The sequence below is a fragment of the Kytococcus sedentarius genome (assembly GCF_041937525.1).
Taxonomy (GTDB): Bacteria; Actinomycetota; Actinomycetes; order Actinomycetales; family Dermatophilaceae; genus Kytococcus; species Kytococcus sedentarius_A.
Genome location: NZ_CP169391.1, coordinates 2,250,691 through 2,276,161 on the forward strand (window position 1 = coordinate 2,250,691; position 25,471 = coordinate 2,276,161).

General features: G+C 72.0%; 25 protein-coding genes. 19 read left to right on the plus strand and 6 right to left on the minus strand.

The genetic code is table 11. The features are described from left to right. Positions 1 to 200: 200 nt before the first annotated feature. From ACEY2A_RS10550 to ACEY2A_RS10580, 7 genes are all read left to right on the plus strand, one after another. Positions 201 to 2,111: an HNH endonuclease gene (locus ACEY2A_RS10550; RefSeq protein ID WP_374928536.1), complete on the plus strand. Its 1,911-nt coding sequence runs from the start codon at positions 201 to 203 to the stop codon at positions 2,109 to 2,111. Positions 2,112 to 2,220: 109 nt separating this feature from the next. Continuing rightward, entirely contained in the window at positions 2,221 to 3,147 is a 927-nt protein-coding gene (locus ACEY2A_RS10555) for a Rossmann-like and DUF2520 domain-containing protein (protein WP_374928537.1), read from the plus strand. Between the two features lie 106 nt (positions 3,148 to 3,253). Continuing rightward, positions 3,254 to 4,834 carry a DNA-3-methyladenine glycosylase 2 family protein gene (locus tag ACEY2A_RS10560; protein WP_374928538.1) on the plus strand — a complete coding sequence of 527 codons (1,581 nt, stop codon included), beginning with the start codon at positions 3,254 to 3,256 and terminating at the stop codon, positions 4,832 to 4,834. Then, a complete protein-coding gene (locus tag ACEY2A_RS10565) occupies positions 4,831 to 5,364 on the plus strand; it encodes a methylated-DNA--[protein]-cysteine S-methyltransferase (RefSeq protein WP_374928539.1) in 534 nt (177 codons plus the stop codon). The genes ACEY2A_RS10560 and ACEY2A_RS10565 overlap by 4 nt, the downstream gene beginning before the upstream one ends. A 16-nt stretch (positions 5,365 to 5,380) precedes the next feature. After that, entirely contained in the window at positions 5,381 to 6,943 is a 1,563-nt protein-coding gene (lysS, locus tag ACEY2A_RS10570; RefSeq protein ID WP_374928540.1) for a lysine--tRNA ligase, read from the plus strand. Next, complete coding sequence (locus ACEY2A_RS10575) at positions 6,940 to 7,131, plus strand: hypothetical protein (protein ID WP_374928541.1); 192 nt, start codon at positions 6,940 to 6,942, stop codon at positions 7,129 to 7,131. The genes lysS and ACEY2A_RS10575 overlap by 4 nt, the downstream gene beginning before the upstream one ends. A 141-nt stretch (positions 7,132 to 7,272) precedes the next feature. After that, entirely contained in the window at positions 7,273 to 7,632 is a 360-nt protein-coding gene (locus tag ACEY2A_RS10580) for an Lsr2 family protein (RefSeq protein ID WP_374928542.1), read from the plus strand. Positions 7,633 to 7,745: 113 nt separating this feature from the next. Here ACEY2A_RS10580 and ACEY2A_RS10585 read toward each other — a convergent pair whose 3' ends face one another. Then, the gene (locus ACEY2A_RS10585) at positions 7,746 to 9,233 is read right to left on the minus strand and encodes a polysaccharide biosynthesis tyrosine autokinase (protein ID WP_374928543.1); all 1,488 of its coding nucleotides are present in this window, start codon (positions 9,231 to 9,233) and stop codon (positions 7,746 to 7,748) included. Between the two features lie 226 nt (positions 9,234 to 9,459). Here ACEY2A_RS10585 and ACEY2A_RS10590 point away from each other — a divergent pair, with 226 nt between their 5' ends. The 3 genes from ACEY2A_RS10590 (at position 9,460) to ACEY2A_RS10600 (ending at position 13,351) form a co-directional block, all read left to right on the plus strand. Next, complete coding sequence (locus ACEY2A_RS10590) at positions 9,460 to 10,059, plus strand: low molecular weight phosphatase family protein (protein ID WP_374928544.1); 600 nt, start codon at positions 9,460 to 9,462, stop codon at positions 10,057 to 10,059. Positions 10,060 to 10,244: 185 nt separating this feature from the next. Continuing rightward, positions 10,245 to 12,848, plus strand: coding sequence for an ATP-dependent Clp protease ATP-binding subunit (locus tag ACEY2A_RS10595; protein WP_374928545.1), 2,604 nt, complete (start codon positions 10,245 to 10,247; stop codon positions 12,846 to 12,848). Then, positions 12,845 to 13,351: a DUF3817 domain-containing protein gene (locus tag ACEY2A_RS10600; RefSeq protein WP_374928546.1), complete on the plus strand. Its 507-nt coding sequence runs from the start codon at positions 12,845 to 12,847 to the stop codon at positions 13,349 to 13,351. Before ACEY2A_RS10595 ends, ACEY2A_RS10600 begins: the two co-directional genes overlap by 4 nt. Positions 13,352 to 13,431: 80 nt before the next feature. Here the strand turns inward: ACEY2A_RS10600 and ACEY2A_RS10605 are convergent, their stop codons facing one another. From ACEY2A_RS10605 to disA, 3 genes are all read right to left on the minus strand, one after another. Beyond that, the gene (locus tag ACEY2A_RS10605; RefSeq protein WP_374928547.1) at positions 13,432 to 14,490 is read right to left on the minus strand and encodes an oxidoreductase; all 1,059 of its coding nucleotides are present in this window, start codon (positions 14,488 to 14,490) and stop codon (positions 13,432 to 13,434) included. Positions 14,491 to 14,534: 44 nt separating this feature from the next. Next, positions 14,535 to 15,398 (minus strand): A/G-specific adenine glycosylase, encoded by an 864-nt coding sequence (locus tag ACEY2A_RS10610; protein ID WP_374928548.1) that lies wholly within the window; start codon positions 15,396 to 15,398, stop codon positions 14,535 to 14,537. A gap of 76 nt (positions 15,399 to 15,474) precedes the next feature. Further along, entirely contained in the window at positions 15,475 to 16,560 is a 1,086-nt protein-coding gene (gene disA / locus ACEY2A_RS10615; protein ID WP_374928549.1) for a DNA integrity scanning diadenylate cyclase DisA, read from the minus strand. Between the two features lie 166 nt (positions 16,561 to 16,726). On the opposite strand from disA, the gene ACEY2A_RS10620 reads away from it, so the two are divergent. Next, positions 16,727 to 17,206: a DUF2382 domain-containing protein gene (locus ACEY2A_RS10620; RefSeq protein ID WP_374928550.1), complete on the plus strand. Its 480-nt coding sequence runs from the start codon at positions 16,727 to 16,729 to the stop codon at positions 17,204 to 17,206. Between the two features lie 135 nt (positions 17,207 to 17,341). Beyond that, the gene (locus ACEY2A_RS10625; protein WP_374928551.1) at positions 17,342 to 17,944 is read left to right on the plus strand and encodes a hypothetical protein; all 603 of its coding nucleotides are present in this window, start codon (positions 17,342 to 17,344) and stop codon (positions 17,942 to 17,944) included. 1 nt (position 17,945) lies between these two features. Here ACEY2A_RS10625 and radA read toward each other — a convergent pair whose 3' ends face one another. Next, positions 17,946 to 19,340, minus strand: a complete 1,395-nt coding sequence (gene radA, locus ACEY2A_RS10630) for a DNA repair protein RadA (protein WP_374928552.1) — start codon at positions 19,338 to 19,340, stop codon at positions 17,946 to 17,948. 53 nt (positions 19,341 to 19,393) lie between these two features. Here radA and ACEY2A_RS10635 point away from each other — a divergent pair, with 53 nt between their 5' ends. The 7 genes from ACEY2A_RS10635 (at position 19,394) to ACEY2A_RS10665 (ending at position 24,787) form a co-directional block, all read left to right on the plus strand. Next, positions 19,394 to 20,338 (plus strand): Ppx/GppA family phosphatase, encoded by a 945-nt coding sequence (locus tag ACEY2A_RS10635; protein ID WP_374928553.1) that lies wholly within the window; start codon positions 19,394 to 19,396, stop codon positions 20,336 to 20,338. Next, positions 20,335 to 21,120, plus strand: a complete 786-nt coding sequence (locus ACEY2A_RS10640; protein WP_374928554.1) for a sugar phosphate isomerase/epimerase family protein — start codon at positions 20,335 to 20,337, stop codon at positions 21,118 to 21,120. The genes ACEY2A_RS10635 and ACEY2A_RS10640 overlap by 4 nt, the downstream gene beginning before the upstream one ends. A gap of 83 nt (positions 21,121 to 21,203) precedes the next feature. Continuing rightward, entirely contained in the window at positions 21,204 to 21,845 is a 642-nt protein-coding gene (locus ACEY2A_RS10645; RefSeq protein ID WP_374928555.1) for a TetR/AcrR family transcriptional regulator, read from the plus strand. Then, entirely contained in the window at positions 21,842 to 22,801 is a 960-nt protein-coding gene (locus ACEY2A_RS10650; RefSeq protein ID WP_374928556.1) for a proline dehydrogenase family protein, read from the plus strand. The genes ACEY2A_RS10645 and ACEY2A_RS10650 overlap by 4 nt, the downstream gene beginning before the upstream one ends. A 1-nt stretch (position 22,802) precedes the next feature. Continuing rightward, positions 22,803 to 23,642 (plus strand): pyrroline-5-carboxylate reductase, encoded by an 840-nt coding sequence (proC, locus tag ACEY2A_RS10655; RefSeq protein ID WP_374928557.1) that lies wholly within the window; start codon positions 22,803 to 22,805, stop codon positions 23,640 to 23,642. Next, a complete protein-coding gene (locus ACEY2A_RS10660) occupies positions 23,632 to 24,216 on the plus strand; it encodes a GNAT family N-acetyltransferase (RefSeq protein ID WP_374928558.1) in 585 nt (194 codons plus the stop codon). Before proC ends, ACEY2A_RS10660 begins: the two co-directional genes overlap by 11 nt. Then, entirely contained in the window at positions 24,209 to 24,787 is a 579-nt protein-coding gene (locus tag ACEY2A_RS10665; RefSeq protein WP_374928559.1) for a GNAT family N-acetyltransferase, read from the plus strand. The genes ACEY2A_RS10660 and ACEY2A_RS10665 overlap by 8 nt, the downstream gene beginning before the upstream one ends. A 15-nt stretch (positions 24,788 to 24,802) precedes the next feature. On the opposite strand, the gene ACEY2A_RS10670 is transcribed toward ACEY2A_RS10665, so the two are convergent. Further along, positions 24,803 to 25,471 carry a potassium channel family protein gene (locus ACEY2A_RS10670; RefSeq protein WP_374928560.1) on the minus strand — a complete coding sequence of 223 codons (669 nt, stop codon included), beginning with the start codon at positions 25,469 to 25,471 and terminating at the stop codon, positions 24,803 to 24,805.

Here is a 25,471-nt window from a genome sequence, read left to right on the forward strand (position 1 = left end):
CACGTGGTGCGGTGGGGTGGGGCGGTGGGGACACGTCGGCGGTGGTCGGGGCCGAGTTCCCCGGTTGTCCACAGGGTTTGGGGTGGTGGGGGGAGGTTGTCGGTGGTCCCGTTTAGTGTGGGGACATCAGTTCGACGGGGTGTCGGACAGTATGTTGAATCCGAGTTGAATACGTGGTGACCATCTGAGGGGGTGGGGGCATGCGGCAGGAGTCGTTCGACACGGGGCAAGGGCCCCTGTCCCGTGCGGGTGGGCAGCGAGCCCGCGGGCCGGCCAAGTCCGCTGGCACGGCGTGTGGTGGTCGTGCGGAGGGTGCGTGGGAGCGTGCCGAATCGGCCCTGGGTGACGCGGTGTCGGCGGTGGAGTCCGCGCGCACGGCGGATGTGGCCCTCATGGATGCCGTGGGGAAGGTGTACTCGAACACGGTGGCTCATTTGCAGCAGCGTGTGGATGAGGGTGAGCCGGGGATCCTGCGTCCGTGTGATGCGCCGGTGATCGTGACTGAGGAGGTCGTCGCGGCCACCGGTGAGGCACCGGCCCGGATCGGGCACCTGGTGGGCCTGGTCGCCTCCGATCCTGAGCGGGTCGTGTGTGGGCGGGAAGCCTTGGTGGAGGGGCGGGCGTCGTTGTCGCGGGTGTTGACCTGGTTCGCTGACACCAGGCACTTGCAGGCCGATGATGCGGTCGCGATCGGCCTGGCCGTCCTCACCAGGGCGGCTGATGGGTCGCCGCGGTCTTCTGCGTCGTTCCGGGAGTTGTTGCGCCGCAGGATCCGCAAGGTCGAGGCGGCTGACCGGCAGGCGGCCCGGGAGCGGATGGCCCAGGCGATCCAGGGGCGCGGGTCGTGGACCCATCCTGGTGATGACGGGACCGGGTCGCTGACCGTGGTGGGTGAGGCGACCAGGGTGGCTGCCGCGTGGGGCCGGTTGGATGCTGCGGCCCGCCGCGCGAAGGCAGCCGGTGATCAGCGGACCCTGTCCCAGCTGCGCTCGGACATCCACCTCGACCTGCTCCTGGTCGGCCAGCTCCCCAGCACCTGCACCAACCCCCAGCACACGAGCCCCACGACCAAGCCCGGCAGCACGCCCAGCGACAGCGCGCCCGGTGGCGCGTTCACCCGGCCCTCGCTGCCCACCCCGGCCGTGGATGAGCCCCAGGCGGCAGCGCCGCCGCAAACGCAGACGCCCGAGGGCACGACCAACGACAAGCCTCAGATCGAGGCACAGACAGGAGCGGAAACGCCCACCGGTGTAGGCACACGGCCCCCGGTCCCGGTGGCGCCCGAACCCGGGTCTCCTGAGCCGCCAGCACCGCCGGTGTGCACGTCCTGCGGGACCGTCTCGGATGACTGGTTTCCCGTGCCCCAGGTGGGCGACCCGGTCCTGCCCCCGGCACGTGTGACGGTCGTCGTGGGGCTGGATGTCCTGCTCGAAAACGCTGACACCACGATCAACGGGACCAGTGTGCCCACTACCGGCCCACCGGGTGGCACCAGTCCGCCCAGTAGCGGCCCACCGGGCAGCGCTAGCCCACCGGGCGGCCGTCCTCCGGGTGATGAACCGCCCGGCCAGCGACCACCGAACACTCAGACAACAGATGCGTTGGACACCCCCGGTGACAGGGGTGCCCCGGCAGACGACGCCGCCCCCGGTGACGGGGGTGCCCACCGGGGGTTGCGGGGTGCGGCGTTGGGGTGGATGCCCGGGTTCGGGTACCTCGACCCCGAGCATGTCCGTGCCGTGGCGACCCGGGAGGGGTCGGTGTGGCAGCGCCTGGTCGCCGACCCGACCACCGGCCACGCGGTGAGTGTCTCGCCGTACACGTATCGGCCGACGGCGTCGGTGGCCCGGTTCGTCCGCGCCCGGGACGGCATCGCCCGCGACCCCGGCTCCGGGGTCAGCGCCCAGCAGTGCGAGCTCGACCACGTGATCCCCTTCGACGAGGGCGGGCCCACCACCCCGGGGAACCTGCAGTGCCTCTCCCGCCGCGGCCACACCCGTAAGACCACACGCGGCTGGCACGCCACCATCACCGACGACGGCACCGTCCACTGGACCACCCTCCTCGGCCAGACCCACACCACCCAACCCCACGACTACACCGACCAATAGCCACCGGCAGGGACCACAGGTCAGCCCAGCCACCGGGCCGGCAGGCCCCCGGCCGGACCGCCACCCCATCGGCCACCGCCCAGCAGGCGCCGCCACGTAGGGTTCCGCCATGCGCAGCGACACCACCCCCCTCGCGCCACGGCTCCGCATCGGCATCATCGGTGCCGGGCGCGTGGGTGCGGTGCTGGGGGCGGCGTGGGAGCGCTCCGGGCACCGCGTGGTGGCCCATTCGGTGGGCGACCAAGGGGCCGAGCGCGCCGCCGCGCTGCTGCCTCGCAGCGTCCGCAGCGCCCCCGAGGAGGTGCCGCCCAAGTCCGACCTAGTGCTGCTCGCAACACCCGGCCAGGACGCCGAGGGACTCGTGGCCGGCCTCACCGCCGCCAACGTCTGGCGGCAGGGCCAGTTGCTGGTGCACACCGTTCCGGGCGTGGGTGTCGAGCTCTTCGCTCCGGTCCTCGCGGCCGGCGTGCCCGTGGTGGGGGTGTCGCTCCAGCCGGCCATGGTCTTCAGCGGGGAGCGGCAGGACGTCGAGCGCCTGGCCGACTCCGTGGTCTGCCACCTCTGCCCGGTGGAGGTGGATGCGGTGGCGCAGTCGCTCGTCCTGGAGCTGGGAGCCACCCCGATGCGTCTGGAGGCAGTGGACCTGCCGCGCCACGACGCGGCCGTCACTGCGGCGACCGAGGGGGTGGCTGCCCTGGTGACCACCGTGCGTCGGGCCCTTGCCGCCGGTGGGGTGGGTGATCCCGATGCGGTGGCGGGGCCCCTGCTGCGCGTCTCACTGGAGGCCGCGTTGGGCAGTGGGGAGGCGCCCACCGGGACCTCGCCCTCGGGGCCGGTCAGCCGATGGGATGCCCGGCGGTGGCGGTCCCAGCGTGCCGCAGTGGACTCCGACGACCCCCTGGCCGAGGTGCTCCTGGCCCTGGAGCGGGCAGCGGCTCGCCACGCGGTGGCGGCCCGCATCGAGACGCCCCCGGCGGCGCGGGAGCTGCTGCGGGAGCTCGGTGTGGAGACCCAGGGGGACGGCGCCGCCGACTGACCCGCACCGCCGTGCCCGGCCGCACCACCGCACCCATCCGGGGCGACCCCGCTGCCATGTCGCATTCCTGCCAGCGCGCTTCCTGGTGGCGGGGCATGCTGGTGCCGTGAACACCGATCACGCCGCCTGTTGCCGCATCGTCGCCAGCCGCGATGCGCGCTTCGACGGCGAGTTCGTCACCGCCGTGCACACCACCGGCATCTACTGCCGCCCCAGCTGCCCGGCACGCACGCCGCAGCCCCAGAACATGAGCTTCCACCCCACGGCAGCCGCTGCGCAGGCAGCCGGCTTCCGGGCCTGCAAGCGCTGCCGGCCGGACGCGAGCCCCGGCTCGGCGCAGTGGGACCTCCGCACGGATGTGGCGGGGCGCGCGGTCCGCCTCATCCGTGACGGTCTGGTGGACCGCGAGGGCGTCGAGGGCCTCGCACGGGCGGTCGGCTACTCGCGCCGCCAGGTGGAGCGCCTCCTCCTGGCGGAGGCGGGGGCCAGCCCCCTGGCCCTGGCCCGCGCCCAACGCGCCCACACGGCCCGGGTGCTCCTCGAGACCACGGACCTTCCCCTGGCGCAGGTCGCCTTCGCCGCCGGGTTCGGCTCGGTCCGCAGTTTCAACGCCGTGCTGCAGCAGACCTACGCCACCGCCCCACGGGACCTCCGGGCCCGTCGTCGCGGCGCCGGCGCCACCACCCCCGACCAGCCGGCCGCCCCCGTCACCCTCCCGCTGCGCCTCGCCTTCCGCCGCCCCCTCGAGCCCCAGCAGCTCTTCGGCCACCTCGCTGCCACCGCCGTGCCCGGCGTGGAGGCCTGGCGCGAGGGGGCGCTGCACCGCACGCTCGACCTGCCGGGAGCGCCGGGTCTCGTCTCGGCCCGCCCGCCGGACCCCACCGCATCCCATGTCGATGTGATGCTGACCCTCCTCGATCCTGCTGACCTCACGGCCGCCGTGGCGCGGGTGCGCCACTGGCTCGACCTCGACGCCGACCCGGTGGCCGTCGCGGAGGCCCTCGGCGGCGACCCCCACCTCGGCCCGCTGGTGGCCACCTCTCCGGGGCGCCGCGTCCCGGGGTGCGTCGACGGCCCCGAGCAGGCGGTGCGGGTGGTCGTGGGACAGCAGGTGTCCACCGCCGGGGCCCGGACGGTGACCGCGCGCCTCGTGCAGGAGACCGGCACCCCCCTGCCGCTCGCCCTGGCTCCGCTGGCGGCCCCGCTGGGCCTCACGCACACCTTCGCCCGCCCCGAGACCATCGCCGCCCGCTGCACGCGCTCCCTCGCGGAGTCACCTCATCTGGCCATGCCCCGCGCCCGGGTGCGTGCCGTCCTGGCCCTGTCCGATGCGGTGAGCACCGGTCAGCTGGACCTCTCACCGGGGGCCGACCGAGCGGCCGCGCGGGAGGCCCTGGGGCGGTTGTCCGGCATCGGGCCGTGGACCACCGAGATGGTGGCCCTGCGCTGCCTGGGTGACCCCGACGCCTTCCCCGCCACGGACCTCGGCGTGCGCCGCGCCGCTGAGTCGCTCGATGCGGGTCCGCTCACCGGGCGCTCGTCCACAGCTGCGGAGCGCTGGCGCCCCTGGCGGGCCTATGCCGTCCAGTATCTGTGGTCCCTGCACGACCACCCGATCAACCACCTGCCACCGGACCAGGACGATGCTGTCGTCCCGGCCGCCGGCGACGAAGGAGACAGGCCATGACCGACCCCAACCCATCTGCCAGCCCGCCCTCCGGCACCACCACGCCGTCCGGACGCTGCCACCGGGTCCTCGACACGCCCGTGGGCCAGGTGACCCTGGTGGGTGACGGTCAGGTGCTCGAGGGCCTCTACTGGCCGGACCACAAGCCCGCGCCCGACCGGTCCACCTTCGGCCCCTGCGCCCCTGAGGCCTTCGCCCAGGTGGCCACGCAGCTGCAGGAGTACTTCGCCGGTGAGCGGACGGAGTTCTCCGTGCCCACCCGCTCCGGGGGTACGGAGTTCCAGCAGGCCGTCTGGGAGCAGTTGCGGCTGATCCCTGCCGGTGAGACGCGAACCTATGGGCAGGTGGCCGCCGCCATCGGTCGCCCCACCGCTGTCCGGGCCGTGGGGGCCGCGAACTCCCGCAACCCGCTGTCGGTCATCGTGCCCTGCCACCGGGTGGTCAGCGCGAGCGGTGCTGCGCACGGTTATGCGGGAAGTGTGGAGACCAAGGAGTGGTTGCTCGCCCACGAGCGTCGGCACCGCGCATGACCCGTAAAATGGCCGTGTGACTTCTGATCCCACCGCCCCGCAGACCCCCTCGACGACGCTCGACGGCGCCGCCGAGAAGCCCGTGGCTGCCGACGAGCTGCCCGAGCAGATGCGGATCCGCCGGGAGAAGCGCGCCGCGCTGCTCGATGCGGGGGGCCAGGCCTACCCGGTCGAGGTGCCCCGCACGCACTCCCTGGAGGAGGTGCGTGAGCAGTGGGGCCACCTGGAGACGGGGGAGGAGACGCAGGACGTCGTCTCGGTGACCGGCCGGGTGGTGTTCTCCCGCAACACCGGCAAGCTCTGCTTCGCCACCCTGCAGGCCGGCAGTGGGGAGCGCCTCCAGGCCATGCTGTCCCTGGCCGAGGTGGGGCAGGAGGCCCTGGACCAGTGGAAGTCCCTCATCGACCTGGGCGACATCGTCTCGGTGACGGGTCGCGTGATCTGCAGCCGCCGTGGCGAGCTGTCCGTGATGGCGACGGACTGGCAGCTGGCCAGCAAGGCCCTGCGCCCTCTCCCCACCCTGCACAAGGACCTGTCGGAGGAGCAGCGTGTCCGCCAGCGGTACGCGGACCTCATCGTCCGTGACGAGGCCCGGCGCATGGTGCTCACGCGTTCCCTCATCACCTCCACCGTCCGACGCTTCCTCGAGGAGCGCGGCTACGTGGAGATCGAGACGCCCGTGCTGCAGCTGATCCACGGTGGGGCCCTGGCGCGCCCGTTCACCACCCACCTGAACGCCTTCAGCCAGGACATGACCCTGCGCATCGCGCTGGAGCTCAACCTCAAGAAGGCCGTCGTCGGCGGGGTCGAGAAGGTCTTCGAGATCGGCCGCATCTTCCGCAACGAGGGTGTCGACTCGACCCACAGCCCCGAGTTCACCATGCTCGAGGCCTACGAGGCGTGGGGCGACCAGACCACCATGGCCGAGCTCATGCAGGAGATGTACCTGGCGGTTGCCGACGCCCTCATCAAGGCCGGCCTGCTGGAGTCGCGCGTGCTGCCCACCCCCGCGGGCGACATCGACCTCGACGGTGAGTGGCGCTGGCTCCCGGTGTACCAGGGTGTCTCCGAGGCGGTCGGCACAGAGGTGACCCCCGAGACCGATGAGGCCACGCTCCGCGATCTCGCAGCCCGCCACGAGGTGGAGCTCGACCCGTCCTGGGGGGCGGAGAAGATCGTCCTGGAACTGCTCTCCGAGCTGGTGGAACCCACGCTCGTGCAGCCGACCTTCCTGTGCGACTACCCGCCCTCGGCCCAGCCGCTGGCACGCCCGCACCGCAGCAAGCCCGGCCTCATCGAGGCCTGGGACCTGATCATCGGAGGGGTGGAGCGGTCCACGGCCTTCTCCGAGCTCATCGACCCGGTGGTGCAGCGAGAGGTGCTCACCGAGCAGTCCCTTGCGGCAGCGGCGGGCGACCCCGAGGCGATGCAGCTGGACGAGGACTTCCTGCGGGCACTCGAGTACGGCGCCCCGCCCATGGGTGGAATGGGGTTCGGTCTGGACCGCATGGTCATGCTGTTCACCGGGGTGGGTATTCGCGAGACCATCCTGTTCCCCCACACCAAGCCGGAGGCATGATGAACGATTTTCTTGCATCGGCATGGCCCTACGTGGCGGCCCTCCTGCCCACCGTGGGAATCCTGTGGCTCTTCGTGGTGATGATGAAGCACATCGTGGAGGGCGACCGTCGCGAGCGTGCTGCAGTGGCCCAGTGGGAAGCTGAGCAGGATGGGCTGAAGCACCCGGATGAGGACCCGGTGGGCTGAGGAATTCGTCGTACGACGCCATCCGCGTCGAGGATTTTCCGCAGAACCGGCTCAATCAGCAGGTAATCACCCGCGTTTTGCAACAACGGGGGATGGTGGTGTCGAATAGGGGGATGACCCCCTGGAGAGAAGGGGGGCGAGATGGACGATGAAGGGATCAACATGGTGCAGCGACAGGTGGTCATCCTCGAGGACGATCTTGATGGCGGTGAGGCCGTGGAGACCGTGTCCTTCTCCGTGGACGGTGTGGCCTACGAGATCGACCTGAACGCCGACAACGCGGCCAAGCTGCGTGACGACTTCGCGCCGTGGGTGGGCGCGGCGCGCAAGGCCACGGGGCGCAAGCCTGCCGCCCGCCGTCAGGCTCCCGCCACCGGTGCAGCCCGGAAGCGCGAGATCGCGGCCATCCGTGAGTGGGGTCGCGAGAACGGGTGGAAGGTCAGTGAGCGCGGCCGCCTGTCGGCCGATCTCGAGGAGGCCTACGCCAAGGCCAACGGCTGACGGACCCGCATCTGCGCAACCGCTTGGTCGGCGGCTTCCGCAGGGCATGACGAAGGGCCTCGGGAATCCCGAGGCCCTTCGTCATGCCGTCCCGCCGCGAGGGCGGGGCAGGCTCACTTCTTGCGGCGCTTGCGGCGCTTCTTCTTGCCGCCGGCGTCGTTGCCATAGCTGCTGCCGTAGCCGTACCCGTAGGAGCCGTAGCCGTAACCCTCGCCGTAGAGGATGCGGTTCAGGCGGCTCACCGAGGCGCGGTTGATGACCGCACCCAGCAGGCGGGCGTTCACGTTCCGCAGGTTCGCGGCGGCGCGCTCCACGTGCTCCTTGCGGGTGTCGTTCGCAGCCACCACCAGCACCGCGCCGTCCGTGCTGGTGGTCAGCAGGGCGGCATCGGTCACCGGCAGCAGCGGGGGCGCATCGAGGATCACGCGGTGCGTCTGCGTGAGGGTCGAGATCAGGTCCCGCATGCGCTGCGAGCCAAGCAGCTCCGAGGGGTTGGGGGGGATCGTGCCGGCGGGCAGCACCATCAGGTTGGGGTGCTCGGTGGGCTGCACCGCATCGGCCAGGTCGGCGGAGCCGGCCAGCACCTGGGTGAGCCCCACCGAGGAGTCGATGTCGAAGATGCCGGCCACGGCGGGGCGGCGCAGGTCGGCGTCCACCAGGATCACGCGCTCGCCACCCTCGGCCAACAGGTAGGCCAGGTTCGACGAGATCGTGGACTTGCCCTCACCCATGCGGGCCGAGGAGACGACGATCGACTTCGGTGCGTGGTCGACGTTGACGAAGCGCAGGTTGGTGCGGAACTGGCGCAGGGCCTCGCGCGTGGCGAAGTCCACCTCGCCGCTGTCGCGGACGGCGCGCTCGGGGGAGGCCAGGGCCTCGTTCGCCGGGATGAGGCCCAGCGTCGGAGCACCGTCAGCGGCCTCCTCGATGTCCTCCTGGGTGCGCACGCGGGTGTCCTGGCGGTGGCGGAACCAGGCGATGACGTAGCCCAGGGCCAGACCGGCCAGGCCGCCGAGCACCAGTGCACGGGCCGGCTGCGGCTCGGTGGGCGCCGAGGGCAGCTCGGCGTTGGCCAGCGGCTGGATGCTGGTGGCGGGCGCCGGGTTCGGGTTCTCCTGCCCCTCCTCCTGGTCCGGGCCGGCCGGGGCGCTGGACATGTTCTGCGTCTCCAGCTCGCGCACGTACTCCGCGGTCTGGATCACCACGGTGTCGGCCAGCTCCTTGGCGCTCTCCGGGCTGTCCCCCCGGGCGCTCACGGTGATGTTGGGCGTCTCCTCCTCGACCTTGGCCGTCACGCGGCCAGCGAGGCTGCTGGGGCTCGTGTCCAGGTTGAGCTCCTCGATGACCTGCTCGGCCACCGGCTGGGAGCTGAAGTAGGTCACGTAGGTCTTGCTCTTGGTGATGGCCAGCGAGTTGCCGGAGAGCGACTCCCCGACGGTTCCGGTCCCGGCGTTCGCCTGCACCACACCGGTGGCGGTGGCCGTGTACACGGGCTTCTGCAGGGCCACCCATCCGGCGGCCAGTGCGATGCCCAGCAGGGTGCTGAGCACCAGGGTGATGATGTGCCGGCGCGTGAGCCGCAGGATGTCGTCGAGCGTCAAGACGTGCTCCGTCAGTGGGGGGAGTGGGCGCACTGCACCCATGGGGCCAACCCGTGCACTGTATCCCCCCTCGCGCGGTGGTGGGTTGCCCTCGGTGCCCGCGGGCTGTGAACCCCGCCACGACCCTTGCCCCGGCAGGGTTCCCACCCCCCTACACTCGGGCCGTACCCGTCCCCTCGGCGGCCCGCGGTGCCACCGAGCGACTGCGACCGCACCGGAGGTCCTCGTGCACATCCTCTACGTCTGCACCGGAAACATCTGCCGGTCCACGTTCGCCGAGCGCTGGTCGAGGCGGCTGGCGCCACAGGGGTTGACCTTCTCGTCCGCGGGCACCATGGCCCTGGTGGGGAACCCCATGGAGGAGCTCATGGCCCAGGAGCTGCGCCGGAGGGGAGGCGACCCGGAGGGCTTCGCGGCGCGCCAGGTCAGCCTGCCCATCCTCCGCGATGCGGACCTGGTGCTCACCATGGAGCGCCGCCACAAGGCCTATGTGGTGGACGAGATGCCCTCCCTGATCCGCCGCACCCACACCCTGGGGCACTTCCTGCACGCGGTGGACGAGCTCGCCGCCGCCGGTCCCGTCCCCTCGGGGGCCGCGTTGGTCGATGCGGTGTCGCGCCTGCGGGTGCCCTCCTCCCGGGCCGAGTCGGTGGAGGACCCCTACCGCCGAGGTCCGGAGAAGGCGGCGCGGGCTGCCGAGCAGCTCGAGGCCTGGGTGGGGCGTGCCGTGGAGGCGCTGTCCGCCGGGGGCCGTGCTGCCGGAGGGCCGTCCTCCGGGGGTCCGTCGGCCGGGGGCGTGACCGCCTCCGGGGCCTCCCGCCTCTGAGGTTCGCGCACAGCGAACGAGGAACCGGCCCTGCGCGGAACACCCCGCAGATCGGCGCTGTTGAGCCGAACAGAACGTCCCCCGAGACGGGCTGTCGGTCCACGAGCAGTCCGAGGCGCTCGCGAGAGCACCTCCTGCCGCAGCCAGCGGCCTAGCCTTGGGGTCCCGCGAGGCAAGGAGCTGAGATGTTCGAACGGTTCACCGACCGCGCACGGCGCGTCGTCGTCCTGGCACAGGACGAGGCACGCATGCTCAACCACAACTACCTCGGCACCGAGCACATCCTGCTGGGCCTGATCCACGAGGGCGAGGGTGTGGCCGCCAAGGCCCTGGAGAACCTCGGCATCTCGCTCGACGCGGTGCGTGAGCAGGTGCAGGAGGTCATCGGCCAGGGCAAGCAGGCCCCCTCGGGTCACATCTCGTTCAGCCCCCGTGCCAAGAAGGTGCTGGAGCTGTCGCTGCGCGAGGGGCTGCAGCTGGGGCACCAGTACATCGGCACCGAGCACATCCTGCTCGGTCTCATCCGTGAGGGTGAGGGCGTCGCTGCCCAGGTGCTGGTGAAGCTGGGGGCGGACCTCTCCACCGTGCGCCAGCAGGTCATCGAGCTGCTCTCGGGCTACCAGGGTGGTCAGGGTGAGCCGCAGGCTGCCGGCGTGGGCGCCTCCGGGGGCCAGGCCGAGGGCACCCCTGCCGGGTCGCTCGTGCTGGACCAGTTCGGCCGCAATCTCACGCAGGCCGCTCGCGAGGGCAAGCTCGACCCGGTGATCGGGCGCGAGTCCGAGATCGAGCGCGTCATGCAGGTGCTGTCCCGCCGTACCAAGAACAACCCCGTGCTCATCGGTGAGCCCGGTGTCGGCAAGACCGCTGTCGTCGAGGGCCTGGCTGCCGACATCGTGGCCGGCACCGTGCCGGAGACGCTGAAGGACAAGCACGTCTACACCCTCGACCTCGGGTCACTGGTGGCCGGCTCCCGCTACCGCGGTGACTTCGAGGAGCGCCTCAAGAAGGTGCTCAAGGAGATCCGCACCCGCGGCGACATCATCCTGTTCATCGACGAGATCCACACCCTCGTGGGTGCGGGTGCGGCCGAGGGTGCGATCGACGCTGCCAACATCCTCAAGCCGATGCTGGCGCGCGGCGAGCTGCAGACCATCGGCGCCACCACGCTCGAGGAGTACCGCAAGCACATCGAGAAGGACGCTGCGCTGGAGCGCCGCTTCCAGCCGATCCAGGTGAACGAGCCCTCGCTGGCGCACGCCATCGAGATCCTCAAGGGCCTGCGGGACCGCTACGAGGCCCACCACCGCGTGTCCATCACCGACGGGGCCCTGGCCTCCGCGGTGAACATGGCCGACCGGTACGTGAACGACCGTTTCCTGCCGGACAAGGCGATCGACCTCATCGACGAGGCCGGTGCGCGCCTGCGCATCCAGCGCATGACGGCGCCGCCGGACCTGCGGGAGATCGACGAGAAGATCGCGAACGTCCGCCGTGAGAAGGAGTCGGCCATCGACGGCCAGGACTTCGAGAAGGCGGCCTCCCTGCGCGACGACGAGCAGAAGCTGCTCAACGAGCGTGGCGAGCGCGAGAAGGCCTGGAAGGAGGGCGACCAGGACGTCGCCGCGGTGGTGGACGAGGACGTCATCGCCGAGGTCCTCGCGGCCACCACGGGCATCCCGGTCTTCCGGATCTCCGAGGAGGAGTCCAGCCGTCTGCTCAAGATGGAGGACGAGCTCCACAAGCGGATCGTCGGCATGGACGACGCCATCCACGCGCTGTCCCAGGCCATCCGCCGCACCCGCGCCGGCCTGAAGGACCCCCGTCGCCCGGGTGGCTCGTTCATCTTCGCCGGCCCCACGGGTGTCGGCAAGACCGAGCTGGCCAAGGCGCTCGCGGAGTTCCTGTTCGGCGACGAGGACGCCCTCATCCAGCTCGACATGTCCGAGTTCGGCGAGAAGCACACCGTCAGCCGCATGTTCGGCTCGCCCCCCGGGTACGTCGGTTACGACGAGGGTGGCCAGCTCACCGAGAAGGTGCGTCGCAAGCCGTTCAGCGTGGTGCTCTTCGACGAGGTCGAGAAGGCACACCCGGACGTGTTCAACAGCCTGCTGCAGATCCTCGAGGACGGTCGACTGACCGACTCGCAGGGCCGCACGGTGGACTTCAAGAACACGATCATCATCATGACCACCAACCTGGGTGCCCGTGACATCGCCAAGGGCGTCTCGCTCGGCTTCTCGGCCGGGCCCGAGTCCGGCACGGACTACGAGCGCCTGAAGGCCAAGGTGTCGGAGGAGCTCAAGCAGCACTTCCGTCCGGAGTTCCTCAACCGCGTGGACGACACGGTCGTGTTCCCGCAGCTGTCGCAGGCCGAGATCGTGCAGATCGTGGACCTCATGATCGGCCGTCTGAGCGAGCGGCTGGCGGACAAGGACATGGCCATCGAGCTCAGCCAGGACGCCAAGGAGCTGCTGGCCAAGCGCGGGTACGACCCCGTGCTGGGTGCCCGTCCGCTCCGTCGCGCGATCCAGCGGGAGATCGAGGACGTGATCTCCGAGAAGATCCTGTACGGCGAGTTCTCGGCCGGCGACATCATCGAGGTCGGGGTGGATGCCCCGGCCGCCGAGGAGGAGCAGGCCGCTCCCGTGGGGCCGATCAACCCCGGTGCGAGTGGGTCGGCCGCCCCGACCGGTCCGCGGGGGTTCACCTTCACCTCCCGTCGTGACCCGGACGCGAAGCCGGTGGACGAGCTGACCGGTGACGCTGACCGCGCGATGGTGGGCGAGTGACCGCCGCGACGCAGGAGCAGCGCCCCGTGGCCGAGGGCGTCGGTGAGCGTGCCGACGCCATCGGCCCCCGTCGGGTCTTCGGGTGGGTGGCCGTCGCCGAGGCCATCACCTGGGCGCTGCTGCTGACCGGCATGTTCCTGAAGTACGTCACCGAGACCACGGAGATGGGCGTCCGCATCGGCGGGGCGTTGCACGGTTTCGTGTTCCTCCTGTTCGTGGTCACCACGCTGGTCGTGGCCCTGGACGGCCGATGGGGTGCCGGTCGCACCCTGCTCGGCCTGGCTGCCGCCGTGGTCCCCTTCGCCACCATCCCGTTCGAGCGGTGGGCCCAGCGCAAGGGGCTGCTGGCCGACGCGTGGCGCCTGCGCGTGCAGGAGGGGTCCAACCCCGCCGAGCGCCTGGTCGGGTGGGCCCTGCGCAACCCGGTGCTGGCCGCCGTGCTGGCGGTGGCAGCTGTGGCCGTGGTGTTCACGGTCCTGCTGATCGTCGGTCCGCCCTTCTGACCGGAGCACACCCCGCCGCATGCCTGAGGCCCTCTCCCCGCGGGAGAGGGCCTCAGGCATGCGGTGGGGCCAGGGTGCCCTCAGCCGTCGAGCGTGCCGACCACGCCGTCGCTCCCGGCGCCCCAGCAGGTGCCGCCGTGGGTGCACTCGAGGGCGTGGAAGCCCTGGTCGTCCACCCGCTCCCAGCTGGCCCCACCGTCGCGGGTGAGGCTCGTGCCCTCCGAGCCGCCGTAGTCGCCCGTGGCCAGGGCGACCCGGCTGCCCCGCACGTGGGCCACGTCCTCACCCACGTGGGTGAGGTCCTGACCGGTCTGCCAGGCGCGGCCCGCGTGGGAGCGGGCAGTGGACTCCCGGGTGTTGGTCGCGTCGGCGAAGTCCCCGCCCACCACGATCCCGTGGCGGCCGGTGAACGATGCCGCGAACGCCCCGGCCGCCTCCCCGGCGCGCAGACCGCTGTCAGCAGCCGTCCACGTCAGGCCGCGGTCCGATGAGGTGAGGACCCGCGACCGCTCGCCACCGGTGACGATGTGGGCGCGGCTCCCGGAGATCGTGAGGCAGTCGCCGCTGGCGGAGAACTGGGCCTCTCCCTCGGTGGGCACCATCCCGTCGTCCGGCAGCACCTCCCAGGTCCTCCCGGCGTCGTTCGTCGCGGCGAGGCGGATCCTCCCGTCCACGGGGTCGCTGACCGCCAGGCCCCGGCGGCCGTCGGGGAAGAAGGCCATGCAGTTGTAGAAGGCCGCCTCCTCGGCGTTGCGGAAGGTCTCTGTCCAGGTGCGTCCGTCGTCGGTGCTGCGCAGGATGCGGGAGTCCTCGCCCGGCCCGATGGCCAGCACGTGCACCGCATCGCCCACCACCTCGACGTCGCGCAGGCTCAGCCCCTCGGTGCCGGACGGGGTGACGTCCTGCCAGGTGCGTCCGCCATCGGTGGTGTGGAAGACGCCCGCGGCGCCGCCGGAGCGGGACTCCCCGCTCACCCACGCCTCGGTGGCGCTGACCGCTGCCAGGCCGCGGAGGTTCTGGTCGCTGTCGGTCACGCTCGTCCGCCAGGTCAGGTCCGGACCGGGAGGTGCGGCGGTGGCGGTGGGCGCCCCGACGAGGGCGGCGGAGGCGAGCAGGGCCAGTGCGGTGTGCTTCATCATCCCTGCACTGTGCTCCGGGTCACCGCCGGTGTCCACCCCTCGACTCACTGCGGCAGGGTGTAACCGGCCCGGTCGTCCCCCTCGGCCAGGCCGTCCTCCAGGAGGCCACCCAGACAGCGTTCCGCCTGTGCCTCCGCGGCCCCCGCGGCCGTGAGCACCTGCTCCCGGGAGAGGGGGCCGTCGGCGTCCCGCAGGGCCTGCACGATGCGGCCGCGCGCCTGTCGGTCGGTGCCCGCCCAGGCCTGGGTGCGCCGCGGTGGGCCGTCGTCGGGGGGTGAGCCAGCGGCCACCCAGGCGCACTGGTCGACCAGCGGGCAGTGCCCACAGGAGGGGTTCCTGGCGGTGCACACCAGGGCGCCCAGCTCCATCGTGGACACGTTCCAGCGCACGCTCTCCGCCGCGTCCGCGGGCAGCAGGCCGGTGGCCAGTCGGCGCTCGGCGGCCGTGTAACCGGGGGCGGGCAGCGCCACCCCGGTGACCGCGCGTGCCTGCACCCGGCGGATGTTGGTGTCCACGACCACGGCGCGTCGCCCGAAGGCGAAGGCCGCCACGGCAGCCGCGGTGTACTCGCCGATGCCGGGGAGGCTGCGCAGGGTCTGCTCGTCCTGCGGCACCTCGCCCCCGTGGTGGTCGCGAAGCGCCGTGGCCGCATCCACCAGCCGCAGTGCCCGTCGTGGGTAGCCAAGCCGCCCCCAGGCCCGCACCGCCTCACCCGGCCCGGCGTCGGCGAGCTCCGTGGGGCCGGGCCACCGCTCCATCCACTCGGTCCACCGGGGCAGCACCCGCACCACCGGGGTCTGCTGCAGCATCACCTCGGAGACGAGCACGCCCCACGCGGGGCAGTCGTCGTGGCGCCACGGCAGGTCCCGCGCGTGCCGGGCGTACCAGTCCACGAGGGGGCCCCGCATCGCGGCGGTGGTGTCCGCGAGCGCGGGGTCGGGCGCGGGCGGGTGCGGGGGCCTCCCGCCGGTGCGTGCGGCCACCTCAGACGTAGCGGTCGAGGATGCTGGTCTCGGCCATGCGGCTCAGACCCTCGCGGATCGCGCGGGCGCGGGCGTCACCGATGCCCTCGATCTCCTGCAGGTCGTCGAAGGTGGCCCCCAGCAGGTGCTGCAGCCCGTCGAAGTGCAGCACCACGCGGTCCACGATCACCGGGGGCAGGCGCGGGATCTGCGAGAGCAGGCGGTAGCCCCACGGGGACAGGGGGCGCTCCAGGGTGTCGCTGGCCGCGGGGTGACCCATGGCGGCGGCCACCGAGGCGAGGTCGAGCAGCTCTGCGGTGGACAGGGCCGAGATGTTGGCCAGCACCGCATCCACGTCCGCAGGGTCCCCGGCCGGGGTGTGTGCGGGCGCGTAGTCGCGCACCAGCAGCTCGCGGTCGTTCCCGAGCCCGGCGGTGAGCTCCGAGAGCTGGAGGTCCACCAGGCGGCCGTCCTGGCCGAGGGTGAGCACGTAGTGGGAGATCTCCTCCCGGATGCGGTGCACCATCTCCAGGCGTTGCGCCACGGCGGCCACGTCGCGGACGGTGACGAGGTCCTCGATCTCCAGGGCCGAGAGGGTGGCGGCCACCTCGTCCAGTCGGGACTTGTAGCGCTCGAGTGTCTGCAGGGCCTGGTTCGAGCGGGCCTGGATGGCGCTGACCTCCTCCAGCACCACGCGCTGGTTGCCCATGTAGAGGGCGATCATCGACATGGAGGCCGAGACGCTCACCACGGGGACGCCCGTCTGCCGGGCCACGCGCTCGGCGGTGCGGTGCCGGGTGCCCGACTCGCGGGTCTCGATGCGCGCGTCAGGGACGAGCTGGGTGGCCGCGCGGACGATGCGGGTGAGGTCGTTGGAGAGGACCACCGCGCCATCCATCTTCGCGAGCTCGCGCAGGCGGGTGGAGGAGAAGTCCACGTGGAGCTCGAAGCCGCCGGTGGAGATCTGCTCGACCGTGCGGTCGTTGCCGAGGACGATGAGGGCGCCGGTGCGACCGCGCACGATGCGCTCCAGGCCGTCGCGCAGCTCGGTGCCGGGCGCGAGCAGCGCCAGCACCGTGTTCACTGCGTCCTGGTCCACGGTCTCCACGCGCTGAGTCTAGGTGCCCGCCCTCCCCGGTGTGCGCGGGTCGCCCTTCCCGGGTGTGTGACGTCGCTCGCGGCGGTGGCCACGTGCTCGCCGCTCGGGGTGGTCCCACGCCCTCGGGTGCGACACGATGGGGGCGAACCCCCGACCGCAACGAGGAGAACCGTCCATGGACAACCGAGCAAGTGACCGCACCTCGTTGGTGCGTCACGAGGAGAAGCTGACTGCTGCCGTGCAGCGGGTGGCCCGTGGCGCGACGCGCGTCCGCAAGCGCGTGGTGACCGAGACGGTGACCGTCGAGGTGGAGGTGCAGCGCGAGGTGCTCGAGGTCGACGAGGCCCCGGCCACCGGCCGTCAGGCCGCCTCCGGCACCACCGGTGCGGCCGACGCCGCCTCGGACCAGCTGGTCACCGGTGACGACCTGTCCGGCCGTGACGTCGCCGCCGACCCGCGCGAGGAGGAGGTGCAGGTGGTGACCCTGCACCGGCAGCGGCCCGTGGTCACGCTGGAGACCGTCCCCTACGAGGAGGCCCGCGTGGTCAAGCGTGTGGTCACCGTGCCGCACGAGGTGACCGAGACGGTGCGGCGTGAGCACGTGGACGTGCAGGAGGTGGACGCCCAGGGCGTCTCCTCGGGCGACTTCCGCTGAACCCCGCGCTTCCGCCCCGGGGATGACCCACCGCCGCGGTGGATCATCCCCGGGGCGCTGTGCGGGGGGCCCGACCTGACTCGATGCTGGTGCATGACCGGGAGCCCGGTCACACCGTCAGCAGGGGGTCAGGTCATGGAGAAGGTCGTTCGCAGCGTCGCTGCCCTGGGAACCCTGGCGATCGGGGTCACCACCCTCGGTCATGCCACCGGGATGGTGGACCGGGTGGGTGATGCCCGGGGACGGTCCCTGGTGACCCCGGCGGTGGCCGCCACGGCACCCGCCCCGGCGACGGAGGACCCGGCTGATCTGCCCACACTGTCGGCCACCGAGCTCGCCGCCGTCGTCGAGGCCACCAACGAGCAGGTCTTCCACGCGGCCCCCGACATCGAGGGTCCGACGTGGCCACAGGGCGCCGTCGACGAGGTGGACCCGGCGTCCGTGGACGTCGAGTTCCAGCGGGTGGACGCGATCGACCAGGCGATGGCCGGGGAGCCGTCAGAGGTCGGTGCGATCCGGGTGACGCCGTCGGGCGAGAGCCCCGCCCCCGGCGGCCGCGTGGTCGTGCTGCACGTGGAGCGCACCCTGGAGAGCGGCACCACCTGGGAGGAGCTCATGCCCTACCTGGTGGTGGACGACGCCGGCACCGGCATCCCGGTGGGCACCTTCCGTGCCCTGGACGCCGACGGCGTCGCGGTGGACGAGCAGGTGGACCGCGCGCTGGAGGCCCTGCGCTGACCTAGCGCTTCAGCACGGCACCGATCGCGTGCTCCAGAGTGTCGGCCTGGAAGACCTTCATGCCCGGGGGTGCGGCCTGGTCGCCGAGGGCGCCACGCGGGATGACCGCCTTGTCGAACCCGATGCGCCGTGCCTCCACCAGTCGGCGCGCGGTGCCCGGGGCGTTGCGCAGGTCGCCGGCCAGGCCGACCTCGCCGATGGCCACCAGCCCGTCCGGCAGGGCCTGGTCGGCCAGTGAGCTGGACAGGGCCAGGGCCACCGCCAGATCCGTGCTCGGCTCGGAGAGGCGCACCCCGCCCACGGTGGAGACGTACACGTCGCTGGTGGCCAGGGGGACTCCACCGTGTCGGTTGAGCACGGCCACGGTCATGGCCACCCGGGAGGAGTCCACGCCGCTGGTGGTCCGCCGGGGGCTGGGGGCCTGGGTGGGCACCGCCAGCGCCTGCACCTCGGCCACCAGGGGGCGGCGGCCCTCGAGGGTCACGGTCAGGCAGGTGCCGGGGACCGGGGTGGCGTGGCGCGAGACGAACAGCCCGCTGGGGTCCGCGAGCTCGGTGATGCCCGACTCGTCCAGGTCGAAGCAGCCCACCTCGTCGGTGGGTCCGAACCGGTTCTTCACCGCCCGGATGAGGCGCAGCCGGGAGTGGCGCTCGCCCTCGAAGGTCACCACCACGTCCACCAGGTGCTCCAGCACCCGTGGTCCTGCGATGGCGCCCTCCTTGGTGACGTGGCCGACCAGCACGGTCGCGATGCCCCGCTGCTTGGCCTCGCGGATCACCGAGGCGGCGACCTCCCGCACCTGGGAGACGTTGCCGGCTGCACCGTCGACCTCCTGCGAGCTGATGGTCTGCACCGAGTCCACGACCACCAGCCGCGGCTGCACCGCTTCGAGGTGGGCCAGCACCGAGGCGAGATCGGTCTCCGAGGCCAGGAGGAGACCGTCGGTGACGGCGCCGATCCGCTCGGCCCGCATGCGCACCTGGGCGGCGGACTCCTCCCCGCTCACGTACAGCGCGGGACCGTCGCCGGCCGCCACCCGGGCTGCCACGTCCAGCAACAGGGTCGACTTCCCGATGCCCGGGTCACCGGCCACCAGGACCACTCCACCGGGGACCATGCCGCCGCCCAGCACCCGATCGAACTCCTCCACCCCGGTGGGGCGGTGCTCGGAGGCCGAGAGGTCCACCTCCCCGATGGGGCGGGCGGGCTCGCTGACCGAGGTCGCTGGGGCGGTCCTGCCCACGGGGCGGCCACCCACCTCCACCAGGGTCCCCCAGGCCTGGCACTCCTTGCAGCGGCCGATCCACTTGACCGTGGTCCACCCGCACTCGCTGCACCGGAAGGACTCCCGCTGGCGGGACCTGCCGCCGCCACTGCCACCACTCGTCTTTGCCACCCCCGCACCGTAGCGAGCGGGTCCGACAACCTCCCGGTCGTAGGCTGGGCACCATGCGCCTGGGAGTCATCGACGTCGGATCGAACACCGTCCACCTCCTCATCGTCGACGCCCGCCCCGGGGCCCACCCGCTGCCGGCGTCCTCGTTCAAGCACCAGCTGCGGCTGGCCGAGTTCCTCACACCCGAGGGCGACATCGACGACCGCGGTGCCGAGACGCTCGCCTCCTTCGCCAGCGACTGCCTCGACCACGCCGCCGAGCTGGGGGCGATGAAGGTGCTGGGCTTCGCGACCTCCGCCATCCGCGACGCGGGCAACACCGATGCGGTGCTGCAGCGGGTCCGGGAGGCCAGTGGGGTCGACCTCCAGGTGCTCTCCGGGGAGGAGGAGGCCCGCCTGACCTTCCTCGCGGCGCGCCGCTGGTGCGGGTGGTCCTCCGGGCACCTGCTGATGGTGGACATCGGTGGGGGGTCCCTGGAGCTGGCCGCGGGGCGCGACGAGGACCCGTCGACGGCCGTCAGCCTCCCGCTGGGGGCGGGGCGCCTGACCCGCCACCTGCCCGGCGACGTGGCCGACCCCGCCCAGATCAAGGCGTTGCGCCGGCACATCCGCGCCACCATCGGGGAGGTGGTTCCGGATCTCACCGCGCGGACCCCGCACCGGGTGGTGGGCACGAGCAAGACGATGCGGAGCCTCGCCCGCCTGCAGGGGGCCGCCCCGAGCGGGGAGGGTCCCTTCGTGCGCCGCACCGTCGAGCGCGAGGCGCTCAAGGAGTGGGTGGGCCGGCTGGCTGCCATGCCGGTGTCCGAGAGGGCCTCGCTGCCCGGGGTCAACCAGGGGCGGGCGCACCAGATCCTCGCCGGTGCGCTGGTGGCCGAGGGGGCCATGGACCTCCTCGGCATCGAGAGCCTGGAGATCTGCCCCTGGGCCCTGCGCGAGGGCGTGATCCTGCAGTTCCTGGACCACCTGGACACCACGGGCCTGTTGGAGCTGGCATGAGTCGCTGGGCGGTGGGCCTCTCGGCCTCGAGCTGCTACCCGCAGAAGACGGCGTACACCTTCGCCATGGCGGAGCGCCTCGGCTACGACGGGGTGGAGGTGATGGTGTGGGGCGAGAAGCTGAGCCGCGACGTCCCCCGCCTGCAGCGCCTCGCTGAGGACCATGGTCAGCCGATCCTCTCGGTGCACGCGCCCACCCTGTTCTTCCTGCAGCACGTCTGGGGCACCACCTGGGACCAGATCGACCGGTCCATCGAGCTGGCCGAGGACCTCGCCTGCCCCACGGTGGTGGCCCACCCGCCGTTCGCCTGGCAGCGTGCCTACGGCCGGGCCTTCGTGGAGGGAATCGCCGAGCGGCAGGCTCGCACCGAGGTGCAGATCGCCGTGGAGAACATGTACCCGTGGCGGGTGCCCGGCATCGGCGCCCGGGGCAAGGTGCCCATGTACCTGCCGGGGTGGGACCCGACCTTCCACGACTACCAGCACGTCACCCTGGACCTCTCGCACAGCGCGACCGCCCACGCCGACGCCCTCGCCATGGCCCGTGCGGCCGGTCCGAGCCTCGCCCACATCCACCTGGCGGACGGGTCGGGCTCGTTGAAGGACGAGCACCTGGTGCCCGGTGAGGGCACCCAGCCCTGCGCCGAGGTGCTGGGTCTGTTGGGGGAGATCGGCTTTCGTGGATCCATCGTCGTGGAGGTGGGCACCCGGGGTGTGGACGAGGCCACGCGTGTGGAGCGTCTCACCCGATCTCTCGCCTTCGCGCGGGAGCACGCTGGTTAGGCTGGTGGTGCCCACGAGGTGGAGTCCCCGCCTCGTGCAGGGCCCACCGGTGGCCTCTTGCCACCTCACTCAGGAGGTCTGCAGTGAACGTGCCACGTCGTGGTCCCCGGCCGGCGGGAGCCGACACCCGGGCCGACATCCTCAACGCCGCTCTGGAGCTCTTCTCCTCGCGAGGGTACGACGCGGTCTCCCTGCGCATGGTGGCGCGGGAGGCAGGGGTGGACCCCGCCCTGGTGAACTACTACTACGGCGGCAAGAGCGCACTGTTCGTGGCCGCGATGCGCCCGGAGATCGATGAGGAGCTGCTCGCCTCCTTCCTGGACGGGCTGACGCCGCAGGAGTGCGGCGAGCAGGTCATCGAGTTCGTGCTGACCTTCTGGAGCACGCACGACACCGCGGTGCGCATGACCGGCACCTTCTTCGCGGCACCTTCCCAGGCCGAGGAGCAGGAGTACCTGCAGGACCTCATCCTCCGCCGCTTCCTGGACCCGGTGGTGGAGCGGCTGTGCCCCGACCACCACGCCCTGCGCACCGAGCTGGTCTCCGTGCTGCTGATGGGGATGATGGCCGGGTCCAGCGTCCTGGGCTACCCACGGCTGGACGCCCTGTCGATCCGGGACCGGGCACGGCTGCTCGGTCCGGCCTGCCACGAGTTCCTGGTCGGGGAGCTGCCCCCGATCGGGGATGATGGTCGCCCGTCCACCGAAGGAGAGTCCCTGTCGTGAGTGTTCTCGACCCGTCCGCCCTGATGCGTGATGCGTTCCTGGCCATGAGCCGTCAGACCGCCGTCCGCGATGCCATGGTCAAGATGCCGGTGACCAACAAGGTCGTCTCGCGCTACGTGCCCGGCGAGGACTTCGACGATGCAGTGCGCGACTCCGGGGACCTCGTGGCCGCCGGTCGCACCGTCACCGTGGACCACCTCGGTGAGGACATCACCGACCAGGCACAGGCGACCGCCACGAAGAACGCCTACCTCCGCTACATCCGTGACATGGGCGACGCCGGCCTCACCAGGGACGGTGCGGTGGAGTTCTCGCTGAAGCTCAGCGCCCTGGGGCAGTTCCTGGGCCGGGACGGCGAGAAGGTCGCGCTGGAGAACGCCCGCGAGATCGCCCGTGCGGCCACCAACGCCGGCACCACCATCAGCCTGGACATGGAGGACCACACCACCACCGACTCCACGCTGGGCATCCTGCGTGAGCTGCGGCAGGACTTCCCCGGGACCGGCGCGGTGCTGCAGGCCTATCTCCACCGCACGCAGGCCGACTGCCGCGACCTGTCCGGTGAGGGCAGCCGGGTGCGCCTGTGCAAGGGTGCCTACGCCGAGCCGGAGTCGGTGGCCTTCCAGGACGACCACGAGGTCGACCTCAACTACGTGGAGTGCGCCAAGATCCTGATGAACGGTCAGGGCTACCCCATGATGGCCACGCACGACCCGAACATGATCGACATCGCCGGCTTCCTGGCGGACTCCGCGGGCCGCTCCACGGACTCGTGGGAGTACCAGATGCTCTACGGGATCCGGCCGCAGGAGGAGACCCGTCTCATCGACGAGGGCTACCAGGTGCGCGTCTACCTGCCGAACGGTCCGGACTGGTACGGCTACTTCATGCGCCGCCTGGCCGAGCGCCCGGCGAACGTCATGTTCTTCGCCCGTTCGCTGCTCTCGAAGGGCTGAGATGGCTGGGGCGGGGCTCGACGAGCTCACCCGCATCACGCTGGTGGGCGGTGGCGTCATGGGACGCACGGTCGCGGCGGGGCTGGTGCGCGCCGGTCACCCGGGTGAGCGGATCACCCTGGTGGGCCGCGATGCGGGGCGCGCTGCCGCCGCGGCCGAGGCCGTCGGTGTCGTCAGCGGGACCCTGTCGGAGGCCGTGCCGACCGCGGACGTGGTGGTGCTGGCGGTGAAGCCGCAGGACATGGACGCCGCCCTGGCGCAGGTGCGGGAGCACCTGACCACCGGCACGGTGGTCATGTCGCTGGCGGCGGGCATCCCGTTGGCCTTCCTGAAGGCCCGGCTGCCCTCCGACACCCCGGTGGTGCGGGCCATGCCGAACACTCCCGCCCAGGTGGGTCAGGGCATGGCGGCGATCTCGCCGGACGAGAACTGTGACGACGACCAGGTGGCCGTGGCCCGTGGGGTGCTCGAGTCCACCGGCTCGGTGGTGACGGTGGCCGAGGGGCAGCAGGACGCGGTGACGGCCATCTCCGGGTCCGGCCCGGCGTACCTGTTCTTCGTGGTGGAGTCCATGATCGAGGCCGGGGTGCTGCTGGGGCTGCCCCGCTCGACGGCCACCGAGCTGGTGGTGCAGACGCTCTTCGGCGCGGCGACGATGGTGCGGGAGACGGGGGAGCACCCCACGGTGCTGCGGGAGATGGTCTCCAGCCCCGGGGGCACGACCGTGGCGGCCCTGCGGCAGCTGGAGGACCACAAGGTGCGTGCGGCCTTCCTCTCGGCGATGGAGGCGGCTGCTCGCCGCAGCAAGGACCTGTCCGACGGAGTGGTCGATGACGACTGAGCCGGGCGCTCCCGGGGAGCAGGCCGGCCCGGTGGAACTCCGTTGGCTCGAGCCGGGGCTCCCGCGTGCGGTCGAGACCTGGCGGGACGTCCGGCTGGAGATGCTGCGGGTGGCACCCGAGGCCTTCGGCAGCCGCTACGAGGACCACCTGGGCCGGGACCTGACCGAGTGGGCCGCGAACCTGGCCACCGAGGGCCTCTCCACGGTCGTGGCGGTCGGCCCGGGCGGGGACGCGGTGGGCGCCGCGCGCCTGATGGCGCTCCCCGGGTCTGAGGACCTGCCCGAGCTCGTCAGCATGTACGTGGCGCCGTCCCACCGCGGAACGGGCCTGTCGCGCCGCATCGTCGAGGCGGTGGCACAGCGGGCCGAGGACACCGGGCACACGGCCCTCCACCTGCACGTGATGGTGGACAACGCACCGGCACGGAAGGTCTACGAGAGGTGCGGGTTCACCTCCGTCTCCGAGCCCTTCAGGGCCTCCCCGGACGACCCCGCCGACCAGCGCCTGGAGGTGCGGATGGAGCGTCGGTTGCGCTCAGTGGAGGCGGTCGTGGGAACATGGGCGCATGACTGACATCACGGTGCGCGAGCTCGCGGCGGACGAGTGGGAGATCTTCAAGACCCTCCGGCTCCGTGCGCTGCAGGAGGACCCCGAGGCCTTCGTGGCCTCCTACGAGGAGGAGTCGCAGCACGCTGACGAGGTCTGGCAGGAGCGCATGAGCCAGGCCACCCGCATCGGGGCCAAGCAGGGGTCGGACTGGGTGGCGCTCGCGTCCGTGGGGGACGAGGACACCCGTGGCGATGACGACCTGGGGGAGGTCTACGGCATCTGGGTGACCCCTTCGCTGCGTGGTGAGGGCGTGGCGCGCCGGCTGATGGAGCACGCTGAGCAGGTGGGGCGGAACGCGGGGTACAGCCACCTCGCCTACTGGGTGAACACCGACAACGGCCGCGCCGTGGCCTTCGCCAGCTCGATCGGCTACCGCCCCACCGAGGGCCGTCGCGACGTGGTGGTCGAGGGTCAGCCGGAGGTGGAGGCCGCCTTCATGATCCCGCTGGGCTCGGACAACGACGAGACCCCGCTGGCGCTGCAGAACGACGTGGACGAGGACTCCGCCGAGTCCACGGCCGACGCGCCGGACTGATCCCCCCGTCCCCGTTCAGGGGCGGGAGGCCAGCCGCTCGATGGCGGCCACGGGCCCGCTGACGATGATGGAGTGGTGGCGGCCGACCATCGTGCCGGGGACGGCGTGGTGGAAGTCCTCGCCCGGCTCCTTCACGCCCACCACGGTGACGCCGTAGCGCGACCGCACCTGACTCTCCGTGAGCGTCTTGTCGAGCATCTCGTGGGGCGGTGTCATCTTCACGATGGCGTAGCCGTCGTCGAACTCGATGTAGTCGCGCAGGGTGTCGTTCACCAGGTGCGCCACCCGGCGGCCGCTGTCGGCCTCGGGGAAGACCACGTGGTGCACGCCGATCCGCTCCAGGATGCGGGCGTGCTCCTCGCTGACCGCCTTGGCCCAGATGCTCGGAACGCCGGCGTCCACGAGGTTGCCCGCCGTGAGCAGGGACGCCTCCACCGAGGACCCGATGGCCACCACCGCGATGCGGAACATCTCCGGCTTGGCCTTGGCGAGCTCCTCCGGGTCGGTCGCGTCGAGGGCCAGCACGTGCTCGAACCGGCGGTGGTGCCGCTCGGCCAGCCGTGACCTCTCCTCGATGGCGTGCACCCGGTAGCCCAGGGCGTTCATCTCCGAGGCCACTGCCGTGCCGAACCGACCGAGGCCGATGACGAGGGTGTCCTCGTCGTAGAGCCGGTGACGCTGCAT